At 59.3% G+C, this 13,978-nt stretch carries 12 protein-coding genes and 1 pseudogene; 4 read left to right on the top strand and 9 right to left on the bottom strand.

Annotated elements, in window-relative coordinates; translation table 11 throughout:
• Positions 1–90: 90 nt before the first annotated feature.
• Complete coding sequence (locus XI02_RS36510) at positions 91–504, bottom strand: hypothetical protein (RefSeq protein ID WP_172646962.1); 414 nt, start codon at positions 502–504, stop codon at positions 91–93.
• A 113-nt stretch (positions 505–617) separates the two neighbouring features.
• Between XI02_RS36510 and XI02_RS45610 the strand changes: the two genes are divergently transcribed.
• Both XI02_RS45610 and XI02_RS45605 read left to right on the top strand, forming a co-directional pair.
• On the top strand, positions 618–1,103 hold the full coding sequence (locus XI02_RS45610) for a phosphopantetheine-binding protein (RefSeq protein WP_244981018.1): 486 nt from the start codon (positions 618–620) through the stop codon (positions 1,101–1,103).
• A gap of 98 nt (positions 1,104–1,201) precedes the next feature.
• On the top strand, positions 1,202–1,669 hold the full coding sequence (locus XI02_RS45605) for a thioesterase domain-containing protein (protein ID WP_244981019.1): 468 nt from the start codon (positions 1,202–1,204) through the stop codon (positions 1,667–1,669).
• A gap of 1,037 nt (positions 1,670–2,706) precedes the next feature.
• On the opposite strand, the gene XI02_RS36500 is transcribed toward XI02_RS45605, so the two are convergent.
• From XI02_RS36500 to XI02_RS36490, 3 genes and pseudogenes are all read right to left on the bottom strand, one after another.
• Positions 2,707–3,063: a hypothetical protein gene (locus XI02_RS36500; protein ID WP_172645833.1), complete on the bottom strand. Its 357-nt coding sequence runs from the start codon at positions 3,061–3,063 to the stop codon at positions 2,707–2,709.
• Positions 3,064–3,796: 733 nt separating this feature from the next.
• Positions 3,797–4,324: a hypothetical protein gene (locus tag XI02_RS36495; protein WP_244981020.1), complete on the bottom strand. Its 528-nt coding sequence runs from the start codon at positions 4,322–4,324 to the stop codon at positions 3,797–3,799.
• 392 nt (positions 4,325–4,716) lie between these two features.
• A pseudogene (locus tag XI02_RS36490) lies at positions 4,717–5,374 on the bottom strand (adenylate/guanylate cyclase domain-containing protein); the annotation flags it as partial.
• Between the two features lie 194 nt (positions 5,375–5,568).
• Here XI02_RS36490 and XI02_RS36485 point away from each other — a divergent pair.
• Positions 5,569–5,784 carry a hypothetical protein gene (locus XI02_RS36485; protein ID WP_155258699.1) on the top strand — a complete coding sequence of 72 codons (216 nt, stop codon included), beginning with the start codon at positions 5,569–5,571 and terminating at the stop codon, positions 5,782–5,784.
• A 222-nt stretch (positions 5,785–6,006) separates the two neighbouring features.
• On the opposite strand, the gene XI02_RS36480 is transcribed toward XI02_RS36485, so the two are convergent.
• Positions 6,007–6,201 carry a DUF3606 domain-containing protein gene (locus tag XI02_RS36480; protein WP_172646963.1) on the bottom strand — a complete coding sequence of 65 codons (195 nt, stop codon included), beginning with the start codon at positions 6,199–6,201 and terminating at the stop codon, positions 6,007–6,009.
• 1,509 nt (positions 6,202–7,710) lie between these two features.
• Entirely contained in the window at positions 7,711–8,082 is a 372-nt protein-coding gene (locus XI02_RS36475; protein WP_016844188.1) for a cupin domain-containing protein, read from the bottom strand.
• 2,216 nt (positions 8,083–10,298) lie between these two features.
• Here XI02_RS36475 and XI02_RS36470 point away from each other — a divergent pair.
• Positions 10,299–10,478, top strand: coding sequence for a hypothetical protein (locus XI02_RS36470; RefSeq protein ID WP_125459265.1), 180 nt, complete (start codon positions 10,299–10,301; stop codon positions 10,476–10,478).
• Positions 10,479–10,514: 36 nt separating this feature from the next.
• On the opposite strand, the gene XI02_RS36465 is transcribed toward XI02_RS36470, so the two are convergent.
• The 3 genes from XI02_RS36465 to XI02_RS36455 form a co-directional block, all read right to left on the bottom strand.
• Positions 10,515–12,044 (bottom strand): class I adenylate-forming enzyme family protein, encoded by a 1,530-nt coding sequence (locus XI02_RS36465; protein WP_244981021.1) that lies wholly within the window; start codon positions 12,042–12,044, stop codon positions 10,515–10,517.
• 32 nt (positions 12,045–12,076) lie between these two features.
• The gene (locus XI02_RS36460; RefSeq protein ID WP_081334537.1) at positions 12,077–13,360 is read right to left on the bottom strand and encodes a TRAP transporter large permease; all 1,284 of its coding nucleotides are present in this window, start codon (positions 13,358–13,360) and stop codon (positions 12,077–12,079) included.
• Between the two features lie 110 nt (positions 13,361–13,470).
• Positions 13,471–13,974 (bottom strand): TRAP transporter small permease, encoded by a 504-nt coding sequence (locus tag XI02_RS36455; protein WP_069277011.1) that lies wholly within the window; start codon positions 13,972–13,974, stop codon positions 13,471–13,473.
• Between the last annotated feature and the right edge of the window lie 4 nt (positions 13,975–13,978).

Below are 13,978 nucleotides of genomic sequence, written 5' to 3'. Positions count from 1 at the left end.
TAGTGATCTCGTTCTGGATTTCGGAACAAGCGGGTAAGGCCTGGAATGTTCCAGTGGTGGGACTTTCGGGGGCAGCAAGCTCTGCTGGTGTCAGCGCTCTCCCGGCCACAAGGTTGAGGGCGGGTTCATGGCGGAGATCTTAGTCGTCCGCAGTACCACAAGATGGCTGCGCTTGAACGGGTAGCCGGAGCGTCGCGAGCACAGCTTGCAGCGCATATAGCGCTCCAGCTCGTGGATCGGCGTCCACTTCGGCCGCCTCACGATATCGAGCGCGACCGTCTGATGCGTCTCGCAGCCGAGGCACGTCACTTCGAGGTAGTGGAAACCGGCGTTGAGTGCATCGCCGAGCGCGGGCGACGGCTGGGCGGGCCCCTGAAAAGCGAGTATGCGGGCGTTCCATGCTCGGCAGGCCGCGCCATCCGCCACCAGCCGGGCCTCCTTGACGGGCTCAGCCAGATGCCTGACCGTGGCGCCGAACGTGTACTCGCGTGACTTCGATCCCATGGGGATCCACCTCCGGGCCTGTCGCAAATCCGCAAGATGTGGGGTTCGGGACGGCCGACCGCGTGGCGAGGATCCTCGTTACAACCCGGGCGCCTCACGCGCAGACGACAGCCGTGGAGCTTCGTCAGTTCCTGCAACGCGAGTTGGCCTCATTCAAGATTCCGCGTCACATCCTGATCCTCGACCAGCTGCCAAAAGAAGACACGGGAAAGATTCAAAGGCGACAGCTGCGCGAATTGTTCGACGGGCGGTCGGGTCAACAGGTGTCGATGCGCGTGCCCCGCGCCGCCAAAGGACCATTGGATCTGGAAGCAGAATTGCTGATGCTGTGGAGGCGGCTGCTCAAGTCCGATGCGGTGACGCTCGACGATGATTTCTTCGCGTGCGGTGGTGATTCCCTCCTGGCGATGGAAATGCTGCTTCAGCTCGAACAGCTGATTGGCAAGGCGGTCCCGGAAACGATTCTGTTCGGGGCGGAAACCATTCGACAACTTGCCCAGAAATTAGAGACGGAGACTGACGCGCCGCCCGACGCCGATCGCTCAGTTCCATACTGGGGGCCATCGGCCTCCGTTGTACTTTTTCAATGGGGATCTTAGAAACGGCCACACCGGTCTCCGGCGGATGGTCGAACTTTTGCGGTCCGATTATCCGATACGGATTTCGTGGAGAACCGATCCCGGCCTCAATCGAGCAAATGGCCGCCGATCGCCTTCCGCTCATCCTGGAACGGCAGGCCAGCGGTCCTTTCCTTCTGGGCGGCAGGTGCAATGGTGCCATGGTGGCGTTCGAAGCAGCTCGCCAGCTAGTGGCGACCGGGCACAACGTTCATATGGTCGCGATGATCGACCCGCCGACCGTTAATGCCCGTCCGGCCACCCGAGCGATCGTCGGGCTGATGAAGCCGATCGCCTCGCGCCACTTTCTACGCAGAATATTTGAACGTCTGGCGCGGCAGGAGCGAGACGCCAAGCATTCGACGAGCGAACCGGTATGGACCGCCAAGGGCAAGATTTCGCCGGCTCTGTGGGATGCTTATTCGATGGCGATGGCGCGATATCTTCCGGCATCGCTCGAGGTCGCCGTTGCCTTTTACGCGGCCGAACACGAGGGACGGAACTGGCGGCACCTGTGTTCTCAGCTCGAGGTCGTCCAAGTGCCTTAGGGGCATGATGGCTGCATGACTGTCGGTGCGGAGCGGCTGGTTGATCAACTGCGGCAAAGAATCAACGCTCTAGCCTCGCGTGCGCCTCCTTACGGCCGAGCAGATGGAGCGCGCGTCTGAAAACGCGACAAAGCGGGACAAAAATTCAAGGTGAGACATTACCGAACTTAGACACGTGTCAAGTCGAGGTAATCCGGCAGAGCGGTCTAAAATGCTGAGATTTCCCGGTAGACTGACGGTGCGCTCAGCCAGTCGCGCGCTGAGGATGCGGTCCGGGGAGGATCACATCCGGAAAGAAGCCCTGACGCCGCTAGCCCCCGTCGGGGCTTCTTGCTGCTTACGCCGGCTCAGAATGTACGAACGCCGCCCGCTTAAAATGCATGCGGACGGCGTCGGTTCTAGCCCCAGGAAGGATCTGCAAAATCCTGGCTAAGCTAAGTCTGCACAAAGACTTAAAAAGTTTAATACCCCTGAAGGGGTAGCTTGCCGTCAGAACGCGCGGCGCGCCCACGTTGTCGCACGACTGGCGTGGTCTCTGCCGATCAGCCGAACAGGCCTTTGCCAGCCTGCGCCATTCTGACGAAGGTGCCGTTCTCGCGGTACTCAAGCCACTTCATGTTTCCTCGGCATACTTCAGGTCAGCCCAATACTCAGCCGGTGTCGCCTTATCCCGGTAGAGCATTGGATAGTTGATCTTCTCGATCTAGATCCGGCCGCCCTGGATCGGCTCGAATGCGTGAGCGTGCTCCATGATCCTGCGGGCGGCTTTCTCGGGACTGGCGTAAAGGACGATCTGCGGTCAGTTTCATCGGCGGTTTGGAGATTAGCTACTTTTCTGCGGGGGCGCCGTTCCGTGTGCATTCATTGGAAAATATGGCGCTCTCACGGCAATCGAAGCGAAAGACTTGAGATCGACGAAGCTACAGTATTGGTTCGATCGATCGATGCATGGCCGACGTCGATTATACCAGTCACCGAGTCCTACAGCCTCAGCGATGAAGAGAAAGTCAGCCTCGCTTAATTTGAAGGTCAAAGCCCTACCGCTGTTCAACCCTGGTGCGCCACAGGGCATCGAAGGTATTCTGGCGAGATGGCGTCCATTCTTCTGAACCGATCGGATCGCTGGGCTTCTCTATGAGTGCACTTGCAAGCTCCTCGGTGGGACGTGCCCGCGTCGAAATCCGCACGGGCCACTCCAATAATGATTTTGAAAGCATGGGCTTGCCTTCGTACCAGCATTTTCGTCCGTCGATGAGGCGCCAAGACCAATACTCGCGCGGATTTGGGGGCATCACCGCACTGCATTGCTGTTTTGCCTGCGCGGTCGGCATTCCAATCAATAGAAAAGTAGCGATGCGAGCGGCCAAAGGAATAAATGCAAATTGCCTCTTCATCGGAACACTTAGAGACTACTTCGTTGCCGCAGTCGACTTACAGCAACGACCAAGTCGGGCCGCTCAAGAACCTCAACTAACTTGTCGAGTATGCGTTCACTGTCGTGGGGGCGGGGCAGAAGATACTCGTCCAATATGCACAGGGCTTCGCTGACGGCATGAAGAGCCAACTGTTGATCGGTCATCGCTTCTTACCCATTCGAATTGGCGGAGCGTTGCGATTTCAAGGAAGCTTAAAGATCAAGTCAGCTTTTGGACTTATCCCATCAAATTTTATTTCAATCGAGGGTGAATTTAGGTCAGCGCTTCTGTCTCAGGATTGCGATTTGGCTATCGCCTCAGCGCCGCTCCGCGCAAACGCCACGTGCACTTCGATTGGCGTATCGCTACACAAACGAAGAGTCCGACAAGGCGCTGCGCCTCCACGCCCGGATCAGCGCGACGGATCACGCGATGGGAGCGCGAGGATCTGCTCGACGCTTTGCAGCAGCGGCTCGATGCGAACCCGCTTGCTATGCGCCTTCGTCGCGAGACGGTCGAGCATCCGTTCAGCGTCACCTCATCAAGCCGTGCGAAATGAGCCTTCAAATTTTTCAAGTCAGTGAATTTCTTGCATAGCGCCAGCAACTACCACCGTTGCCCGATCTTCTTGACTCCCGATCTAGGAAGAACGGCGCGGGCGCGGGAGTTAAGGCTCAATAGATTGGGGCCAAAAAAGCGAAGTGTGGCAGGATCACTGGCTTGTAGCAGCCACCAGTCGGCGCATAGTCAAGCAATGATCGAGCAGCGCCCAGCCTTCATGGCTTGCAAAAACCCCGGCACCGGCTGGAGAATCGATATTCTGTGGGCCGATGGCGAAACCGAAGTCATCAAAGGTTTTGTTACGGAGCACGACGCAACCAAGTGGATTTCCGAGCATTCGGCGGCGTGCCAAGAAAGCGCTAGCCCACCGCGCTAGCATGGCTTCTAGTTCGGAGGAACGGCGACGATGGATCGCGAGACGGAGGAACTGGCAAGTAAAATCGCAGAATGCGCGAGACAGGCGCGCCATCAAGCCGCGCTTCTGCCGGAAGGTCCAGTCCGCGACGCACTGATAGAAAAAGCCAAGCATTACGAAGCACAAATCCCCGCCGACTCTACGTCTACGACTGTTACGCAGCGCTAATGGGCAGGTGACTGCATTGCTTCGGCGCTCCGACTCATCCGGCAGGCTTCCACCCGAGGATTGCCTTTGAGTTAAGTGTTCTTCCTTCATCTTCATCGTCGAATTGCGTCGTTTTTAGATGTGCCCGCGGTGTGTGCAACTCTCGGCCGGTGGTGGCTATCGACGTTGCGCCGCAGGGACAGCGCATCAGTGACACGGCCTCCCTGAGGGCAGCTTTTCGCCGCATGCCCCATGGCGCTGCTTGCGCAATCCGGTCCGCTGATTGCGCCAGCCTTGGAAGTGCTCTCCGATCAGTATCGGCCGCAACCAAATGGAGACCGACCTCGCCATTGCTCTACAGTGTAAAGACATTGAAAATGAATGATTTGGAATTGCGCTTGATGCTGGCAGGAGTCCGTTTGGTGACGTCAAAGAGCTCTTAGTTTAAGGCCAAATCTGAAATGCGAGCGGGGGCGGGCGATCGAGCTGCTGCCGGGGCAGGCCACGGCGACGAAATAGTCTTGCTCGGGGGCGCCGCTGAGATTGGCGAATGGAAGCACGACCATAGAAAGACGGGGACGACGAATGCCTTGCGATATCAGGCGATGTCACCGTCGTGCTGAACGAGCCACCAGTGGCGACCGCAAAGGCCCGAACCGGACGAGAAATGTTCTTGAGCACTTGCTCGCCAAGGATCGACGACATCGACATCAACCTTTCCTTGGATTTGATCGTGGATAGATAACGAGATGCAGATGCCGCCCGACGCTGAGATGCCTTCAAGACGCGCAGCGATATTGACGCCGTCTCCGAATATGTCGTGTGGCTCGACGATTATGTCGGCGATATTGACGCCGATGCGAAAGGCGACACGGCCATGTTCCGGATCAGCAGCCGCAAATTCGTGGATGCGGGATTGAAACCGTAATGCGGCTCGAACCGCTTCGACCGCGCTCGGAAACTCTGCCAAGAACCCGTCTCCGGTGTTCTTCACGATACGGCCGCCGTAACTGGCAATAGCGGGCTCACTTCTCTTGCGAGAAGTTCGCTCAGCTTGCCGTGCGTGGCCTCTTCGTCATCGTGCATGAGCCGTGAATAGCCGGCGACATCGGCGGCCATTATGGCCGACAGCCTGCGCTCTATCCGACCTGGCCGCTCTTGCACTATGGACCCGCGATCCAAGCGATGCCCGATTGTACGACGGACAAGCCGCGCCCCCAACGGCCTTGACGAAGATGCCCGAGAGGCCGCCGATCAGCTATCGGCCCGAACGGCACAACCTAGGAACAGTCGATATTCGCCGGACGTTAGCGCTCATGCAGCAAGTCCGTTTGGTGGGCGACCGGCGCGAGGAGACTTACATGGCTGACGAAAGCTCAGTTGCACCTACTGCCACGCCCGAGCAGCGAATAGACCGAGCTTCAAAAGCGATCCGGCGGATGGCTGAAGACGATGCGTTGCAACATTTGCCACAACATGATCGGTGGCTGCATCATTTGAGTGAAGCGACCCGGGCAGCTCCATTTCAGTCCCTTGCCGTTGCATTCTTGCTAGGCGCCTTCCTAGCTCGTCGGTAGCGTCCATGCAGCGCAGCCCTACGAATTGCCAGACGGCAATATCTTATTCGGATTGCTCAATGACCTTGCTCACATCAGGCTCATCAATCCCATCCGCCCGATTGCACTCGCAAGGCATGCCGGCGCCGCACTGACAGCCATGTGCCTCCGCCGTCCAAGGCAAGTGCGGATGGTTCTCGCAGACCCAGCCCAACCCCAAGCAAATCGGACAGGTGGGTTTGGTCATTCTTGAGCTTTGTCGGGCAGACCCAATTCCTTGCGGACCGCAGCAGCGGAGTTGCCGACCTTTTCGACGACCTTCTGAAGGTCATTCTTCGACACACCAAGTGCATGGGCCCAATACTTCACCTCGTATGGCTCGTGCATGTTGATCTTCGAGCGATCTGGCTGGACGCGGTTGGTTAAATTGTCCGGCATTGCCTCTATCCCAAAATAAAAGGTCGCGGCCGTTGGCTGGTCCGAAGAAGATCAGGCTATTGTCGGGGCGGTTTGCAAAATTGACCGTCGCGGCAGTAACGTCGGCCACCCAAAGCTAGTTCCTACCAACGCTTCCTTGCCCCCGAAGATCTGGGGTACATTCTCAATCAGTTTAAACCAGTGGCCCCGGCTGCACCTCGCTAGGGCCGTCGACTCGGCCTCAGCGTCTCGCCGGGGCCGTTTCTGTTCAGGGAACGAGCAGCAGTCCACGACGTCAAATCTAAACGATGGACTGGGACTATTACCGCGGCCTTAGCGCTCTCCGCGGGCGTTGAGGCCATTCTAACGTCAGGGGCCGGTTTTCGCGACTCGTGAATAGCTTCGCTAAAATCTCAGCCTGGTCTTTTGTCAGCTTCTCGGCGAACGCGCCGTCCTTTTCTATCTGGGCCGGTCCTTTGCATTCGCTATCGTAGACCATCCAGCCGTTGCCGCCTTGCCGAACGAGGAATCGGCCTCTCATCGGGCGTCCAATAAATTCCATTGCAACACCACCTGTGAAATTGAAGGGTTTCAGGCGTCCAGCGAATTGAAACGGCCCCAACCCGAGGGCCGCCAACCCGAACAATGCGGGTTTTCCTCCAGCAGCCGGGGGGGCCCTGGATCGGCTGGGGGACCTGAGCCGACTCGTTGCCAAGCCGATCGTTCCTATTATCGATCGTTAGGATAAACGGCCCAGTGGTGCTGGTTTTGGCGTGCAGGTGATCGTGGCAACTCGGCCCCTCCGCGCCGCGCCTCACCGCGTTGGGGCCGTTTTTGCAAAGACTACGCGAAAAGGTCTTTGCTGACCTGGTGATCCGCGGAGCGCCAGCGTTATTAGCGAACCGAAATAAAAACTCAGCTGAAGTCGTGTTAATTCGGTTAGCCGAACAGATTCTCGCCGGCCTAGGGTCATGCGATTGGGTGCCGTCCTAGTTAGGACATTCGCTGCGGGCCTACCTTAGAACGCGACAAAGGAAAAACCCATCAGTAGCAGGGCGAGCAAAACAGACGCCCCGGCCGCTATCTTTAGTCCGGCGCTTGGCTTCGCTGATTGGTTCATATTGGGGGCCGTAACCCGCGAGATTGAAGTCACGCGCTCATATGCGCGCCGGTCTCAGCTTGCCGGGTTCTCTTAAGTAGCTGCTCTTTTTCCATACCTGCGGGGAGTACGCTTGCTTCTTCACGAAGACTCTTGGCCTCTTCAGTAAGGCGTTCCTCTAGAGAGTGCTCTTGCTTGAAGTGCCGACGCTTAATGACCATGCGCTGTCCTTTCCGTGGCGGAAGGCGGCGTGTCCCCCGAGCTGGAGCTACTTCGAGATAGCGATGCGGCGTTGAGCGCGTCGCCGAGGGGCGGATGGGCGCGGAGGCGACCATCTGGATTCGAGAATGCCCCGGCGTAGCGTTCTCAAGCAGAAAAAGTGGGTGCGCGTTTGCGACCGCTTTTTCTTGATGTCGGTTTGAGGGGACCTCTTACTTTGCAGGCTCCATCATTGGTTTACCCTTATCGACGATATGGACCGTCAACATCTTCAGGGTTTTGTCGCCTGCCACCTTGAAACCACCGTGGGGCACGTCGCGAATGTTGATTGTTGCTGCTCCCGTAGGAAATGGCACCTCTTTTCCATCGGGTAGCGCCAACGTTGCGCCCTCTAGAACGTAAACGGCTTCCTCGCCATGATGCGTGTGGCGGATGAGATTATTTCCAGGCTGTACGTCGACGACGCTGACTACAATCTCCATATTCGTGCCGCTTAGGTCGGCGCGTTTCAACTCGGTGCGGTTTGTTTGGGCATTCGCGGACCAGGTAAGGGCGAAGAAAATAAGAGCAGTGATCCGAAGCATACTTTCCTCCTCAAATGGACAATGAAATGTTTCGCGACACGCCAATGTGACGCCCACTTATCCAACAGCAACCATTACGAGAGTGCAAGGGAAGTGCAGCATAATCCATCCTGAAGCAGATTGTGGCGATTGAGGCGACGACTACACCACCCCGCCGATCGTGGTATCGACCCGTGATGGTCGCATCGTCAGAGATTACGAAGCAAAGTAAACCTCCGCGCATCGGAAGTTTACCAGTAGGAGAAATCGGCAGGGCCTACCAGAGACGTCCTTGGCGAATTGATCACTTCGCCTCAGTCGACCCGGGTATCAACCCAGCCGACCTTGCCGCAGGCGGTGAACTTGCGGTGCACCGAGATCTCAGCCCAATCCCATCTGCAAGTCGGCAAGCTTCAGCAGCCGCTATGATGTTGGCAGCCGACGCAAGAACACAAGCACCGTCTTGAAACCGGCGTTGCGATCGACAGGGCCAGTCCAATAACGGAGATGACGGGCGGGTTTTCGACGCCAAGGCATGGGCCGATATACTCAGTGCATCGAGTTCATGGCCGGTCGGGCTGCGGAGCGCATGTTGCTAGGCGGCGAACTCGCCGCTCCGGTTGAAGAACGTCCTTGGCGGGGATCGCTTGTGCATTTCCCTGCACGAACGAAAACATCCAGGTCCGGAAGCTTCATTCGCGGCTCCTCAACGAAGAGCGGGCGAGCAAGCGCCGCCGGCAGTCACGCGGTGGCGACAATCCACTCCGAAGAGCTGCAGCAGGCTCGGCGGGGATAGGGCGTCCCCGGCAGATGAGTTCTAGAAGCTGGTTTTGCGAACCGAGCTGACAAGCCAGGATTGGGCTGCGCGGCAGCGGCCCAGCATTGGCTTCCACCGCCCCAGGAGTGCTGGCACCGTTTCGTATTGGGCGAAGGGTCATTGCCCGCCTGAAGCACCCGGACGAAAGTCCCGCTCTCATGGTACTCGAGCCAGGCCCTTGACCGATGGCGTGCTGCAGCCAACCTAATACTTGGCTGGCGTCGCCTTGCGCAACCACTGGTAGAGAAAAAATCCGTGGACGCCCGCATAATCGAAAGTAGTGGGAAGCAGGCTCTCCACGGCGCCGCGCTGGGGACGGCGGCAGCATTTACCCGCGGCGGGGAATTGATTTCTTAACTCAAACCTTGGGTCCGGTGATCGCGAAGCTTGAGAACTTCCGAAGCGGTCCCTTGCCGGAAATTGGGCTTCATCCGCGATAGGTCGGGCCATGGGCTTTGCCGGTCATCATGTCCCGCTGAAACGTAACCCCGCGCCCATTATGCCGGGAGTGCCGCCGTCTCTTAAGAGTGGTCGCTGACAAGAGACGGCAAGGCACCCCTGCTCACGGATATCCCCAGCCTCGTTGTCCACATCCGCAACTCCTTGAAGCTGCAGCAAAGACGAATGCCCTCGGAGCGCGCACCATAAACCCACGTATTGTTCGGGAAACGAATATCGCCGGCGGCCTAGTTTCAAGTGCAGAAGCGATGTTTGCCTTCGGGGTCGATGCCGTAGCCCGTCGACATTCGCCGTCGCCCGCTCGTAACTGGCCTTCAACTGCTTGACCTGCTGGCGTGTTTGCGCGAGCGATGCCTCGAGCTGGTTGACTTTGTACTGGAACTGCGCCGGATCGATACGAAACAGCATCGCGCCGGCGACCGCGGTGGTGTGCCTGGCACATGGGATAGGTTGATTGTCCGGGCGTCATCGACCCGCGACCCGTCTAGAAATGGTATCCGCGCGACAGGGAGAGGTCTGGCGCTTCTGGTAGGTCAAGTTGAGAAATTGGCCGGAGCTGGTCGGAAGGAAGCAGACGAGGAGCACCACGCGCCTACGGCACGATGCCGGCACCGAATACGGGCTTTCGATATTCCGCGACAGAGGTCGATTTCGCCTGACCTACAGGCGAAGGTCTTTCAACGTTCCGCTTTGTTGGGATAAATCTGTGCTCGCCACACGGGCTCATGAACTGCCCTATGCGAAGGATTGGATGATGTATCGTAGGTTTGGTTGGTGTGGGGAAAGGCGGTAGCGCTCCCCCGCTACCATGCGTACGATTTTGCACGCCAGGCTACGATCGTTTGCGATTTCGCACCCTCAATAGTGGCGAATCTCGGAGCCAACCGACCCGTCTTGCATGTACCGAGTGGCTGCGCATCACGCCATTGCCGGCGCCGCATTCGGATCAGGCACATCGAATATGACCAATGCCAAGACCATCGGCCGCCGTGCTGTGATTCCGGCATTCAGCGACGTTGGTCACGAAGTGCGCTATTCCATTCCCGAAAGTCAACGCGAACCTGACGGGCCAATCGCTCAACCGACCAAGCCGAGAACGCGTAACGAAGTGGATGAAGCGACCGATAGCCGTGCTGCGTAGAATATTTGTGACCGAGCTATTGTCTCTGGCGCTGAGCTAGGAGCGCTTTTCGAGCCGCGGCCGTGGCCCTTCGGTGATGCGGAATCGGGACAGCACGTCGGTGCGAATGGCGCCGCGGAGGATCTTGCCGATTCCGTTGCGCGGCAATTCGTCGAGGGCAATCAGCAGGCGCGGGCGCTTGTAGTCGGTCATAGTCGGCACCACGCGATTGATGCGCTCCTCCCAGCCTGGCGCAGGATTTTCCACCGCTGCCAGAATGACCTCGCCCCAATAGTCCGAGGGAATGCCGACCACCGCGACTTCCGATGGCTGCAGCGCCGGCGCAAGCAATCGTTCGACCTCTTCCGGCGCTACTTTGTAGCCGCCCGACTTGATGACGTCGGCGCTACGGCCGATGAGGTGCAGCCGGCCGCGTGCATCGACGTAGCCGAGATCGCCGGTTTCGTGGAATTCATTCGGTGCGAGCGCGCTAAAACCCTCGGTGGTGCGATACCCGGTCATCAGGTGTTGTGCACGGATCAGAACCTCGCCGTTGCCGCCCGCCGGGGCCGGCCGGCCGTCCTCGCCGCGGATGACGATCTCAACACCAGGAGCGGGCCAGCCGACGCAGGCGTCCTCGCCTCCGGATGCATACCAGGACTCAGTTTCCTCGGCTTCAAGCACCGTGATCGGATTGAATACTTCGCTCTTGCCATAGGTGACCCGCACCACGGGGCCGAACATCTCCTTGACGCGCGCGTAGAGCGTGGGCTTCAGCACCGCCGTGCCGCAGAAGATCGTGCGCAGCGACGAGAACTGGCGCGTGCCCGCGGCAGCCACGATCTTTGCCAGCACGGTCGGCGGCGCAAACATCGCATCGCAGGCGCCGCGTTCGAGGATATCAAGTACGCGCGGCGGGTCGACGCCGTCGAGCAGTGTCACGGCCGCACCCGACGACAGATAGGCATGCGTCATCAACGAGGAGCCGTGCGAGAATGGCGTCATCAGCAGGACATTGCTGCCGGCATCCGGGCGGAACGGCAGGTTCGCCCGCAGCAATATGTTGGCCGTCCAGCGGCCGATCTGGCTGTGAACCGCGCCTTTCGGGCGTCCGGTGGTACCAGAGGTGAAGACGATACGCGCCGGCGCGTCGCCGTCGACCTGCGGAAAGGCGGCCGGATCCAACGCGGTCCGTTCGATGCTTTCGACCTCGATGATGCTCGGACCGCCGGCAGCCTTTTCGGTCGCGAGGGCCGCGCCGGTGATCAACAGGCGAGCGTTGGCGACCGCGAGGCAGTAAGCGCGTTCGTCGCTGCTCAGCGCAGGGTTGATCGGGACTTCGACGGCGCCCGCCAGCATAACGCCGAAAGTGGCTGCAACGGCGTCGGCGCTGTTGCGGAACAATGTAGCCACGGCATCTGCCGGGCCGATCTCGGCCTGCATCAGGGCATCCGCAACGCCGGCGGCTTTGGCGAACAATTCCGCATAGGATGTTGTGCCGGCGGCGTCGACGACGGCCGGCCTGTTGCCGTAGCGGAGCGCGAGCGCGGAGAATTCGTCGGCCCAATGGATCGATTTCGATGACATGCTCGAGATCTCCGTCGTGACGATCCGCGATGCTAACCCGCGCCATAGACCAGATTGGGTAGCCAAAGCGAAAGCTGCGGGACATAGGTGATGATCGCAAGGCACAGCAGCAGCAGGCCGAGGAACGGCAGAACGCCGCGCACCACTTCGGTAACCGGCGCCGTCGAAATCGTGGCCAGCACGTAGAGGTTCAGTCCGACCGGGGGATGAACCAGCGCGATCTCCATGTTGTGGGTGAAGACGATCGCGAAATGGACGGGATCGATTCCGAGCGGTTTCAGCGCTGGCGCAAGGATCGGCATCACCACCAGCAGCGTGGCGGCGACCTCGAGGAAGCATCCGAGCACGAGCAGCAGCACGTTGATCGCGAGCAGGAATTGCCAGGGATGAAGCTGGTTGTCGAGCGTGAACTTCACCAGCGACGCCGGAATGCCCGAGTCCGTCATCCAATGGCCGAACGCCAGAGCGGTCGCAACGATGATCATGATCGTTGCGGCGCTCTTGATCGCCTCGGCGATCACCTCGAGCGTCTGGCTGACCTGAAAGCCGCGGTAGAAGAACAGGCTGACGAGAAGCGCCACCGTGGCCGAAACCGCGGCGGCTTCGGTGACCGTCATCAGGCCGCCGTAGATTCCGACCATCACGATGAAAGGCACGCAAAGGGCGGGCAGGGCATTGAGGCTCATCCGCACCAGTTCGACGCGTGGCACGGCCGGCTCGCGCGGCAGCTCGTATTTGTGCGAGTAGTAGAACACCCAGCCGAAGAACATCGCTGCCTGCAGCAGCCCGGGCATGATGCCGGCCAGGAACAGGCGCGGCACGGACTGCTCTGCGATCAGCCCGTAAAGAATCAGCGACAGGCTGGGAGGAATCACGATGCCGATCGTGCCGGAAGCGCCGACCACGCCAAGCGCAAAATGACGCGGATAGCCGCGCTCGATCATCGCCGGCACCAGAATGGTGCCCATGGCGAGCGCGGTCGCAACCGAGGAGCCGCAGATCGCGGCAAACAGGGTGCATGACACCACCGTCACGAGACCGAGCGCGCCCCGCAATCGTCCGAACCAGGCGATCGCGACATCGACCAGCGCCTTGGCGACGCCGCCGCGCCGCATGAATGCGGCGGCCATCACGAACAGCGGCAAGGCCATCAGTGTGCTGGAATTCATTTCATCGGCGATCTTCTGTGCGATCGCAACCAGAGGCTGGTCGCTGAAACCGAACAGGACTGCCGCGCAGAGACCCAACACCAGAAAGATCGGCATTCCCGCGCAGAGCAGCCCGAAGAACATCAGCAGGAAAAGCATCGTCCACATCGTGTCGGTCTCGTTGTTGCTGGACCTGAAGCGTCCCGATGCGGGACCACGACGGTCAGTTTACCGATGGCAGATCGGTCATTAAGACGGCTGACGTCGCCGCCGATCGCTCAGTGATCGTGAACGGCGATGACCATGGTGGCGGGATCGAAGCGGAAGACGAGCAAATAAAGCTTGATGAGGTAGCGCAACAGCATCAGCACGGCGCCGGTCAGGATGGCCGAGTAGTAGATCCACATCGGGAATTCGAGGCCCGTGATGCTGCGCTCGTCGAGGCTGCGGGCGACGTCGGCAACCTGGAAGCCGCAATAGGCCAGGCCGCCACAAAACAAGATCGCGACACAGCAGTTGAATGCCTCGACCCATCTTTGCCCTTGCGGCGGCAACAGTCGCAGGACGACGTCGGGCCTGACATGCCCATCGGTCCGGACCAACTGGCTCGACGCCAGAAACACCGCCCAGACCGTCAGATAGACCACCACCTCCTCGCCATTGATGAAAGCGAAGTTCTTGTTCACGTAACGGCCGATGACCTGAGCGGTCCCGACCGTCAGCGCGGCGGCACCAAGAACTCCTATCAAGAGGAGTTCAAGCCTGTTCCAGATCTTCATCATGGGT

Source organism: Bradyrhizobium sp. CCBAU 21365, assembly GCF_015291305.1.
GTDB classification, from domain to species: domain Bacteria; phylum Pseudomonadota; class Alphaproteobacteria; order Rhizobiales; family Xanthobacteraceae; genus Bradyrhizobium; species Bradyrhizobium elkanii.
The sequence above is the reverse complement of the archived record's forward strand: the minus strand, read 5'-3'. Positions and strand labels throughout refer to the sequence as shown.

What these genes read in the sequence shown, in the direction of transcription:
- XI02_RS36510 (WP_172646962.1), bottom strand. Translation starts at nt 504, where the DNA reads ATGGGATCGAAGTCACGCGAGTACACGTTCGGCGCCACGGTCAGGCAT.
- XI02_RS45605 (WP_244981019.1), top strand. Translation starts at nt 1,202, where the DNA reads ATGGCCGCCGATCGCCTTCCGCTCATCCTGGAACGGCAGGCCAGCGGT.
- XI02_RS36500 (WP_172645833.1), bottom strand. Translation starts at nt 3,063, where the DNA reads ATGAAGAGGCAATTTGCATTTATTCCTTTGGCCGCTCGCATCGCTACT.
- XI02_RS36495 (WP_244981020.1), bottom strand. Translation starts at nt 4,324, where the DNA reads ATGAAGATGAAGGAAGAACACTTAACTCAAAGGCAATCCTCGGGTGGA.
- XI02_RS36485 (WP_155258699.1), top strand. Translation starts at nt 5,569, where the DNA reads ATGGCTGACGAAAGCTCAGTTGCACCTACTGCCACGCCCGAGCAGCGA.
- XI02_RS36480 (WP_172646963.1), bottom strand. Translation starts at nt 6,201, where the DNA reads ATGCCGGACAATTTAACCAACCGCGTCCAGCCAGATCGCTCGAAGATC.
- XI02_RS36475 (WP_016844188.1), bottom strand. Translation starts at nt 8,082, where the DNA reads ATGCTTCGGATCACTGCTCTTATTTTCTTCGCCCTTACCTGGTCCGCG.
- XI02_RS36470 (WP_125459265.1), top strand. Translation starts at nt 10,299, where the DNA reads ATGACCAATGCCAAGACCATCGGCCGCCGTGCTGTGATTCCGGCATTC.
- XI02_RS36465 (WP_244981021.1), bottom strand. Translation starts at nt 12,044, where the DNA reads ATGTCATCGAAATCGATCCATTGGGCCGACGAATTCTCCGCGCTCGCG.
- XI02_RS36460 (WP_081334537.1), bottom strand. Translation starts at nt 13,360, where the DNA reads ATGTGGACGATGCTTTTCCTGCTGATGTTCTTCGGGCTGCTCTGCGCG.
- XI02_RS36455 (WP_069277011.1), bottom strand. Translation starts at nt 13,974, where the DNA reads ATGATGAAGATCTGGAACAGGCTTGAACTCCTCTTGATAGGAGTTCTT.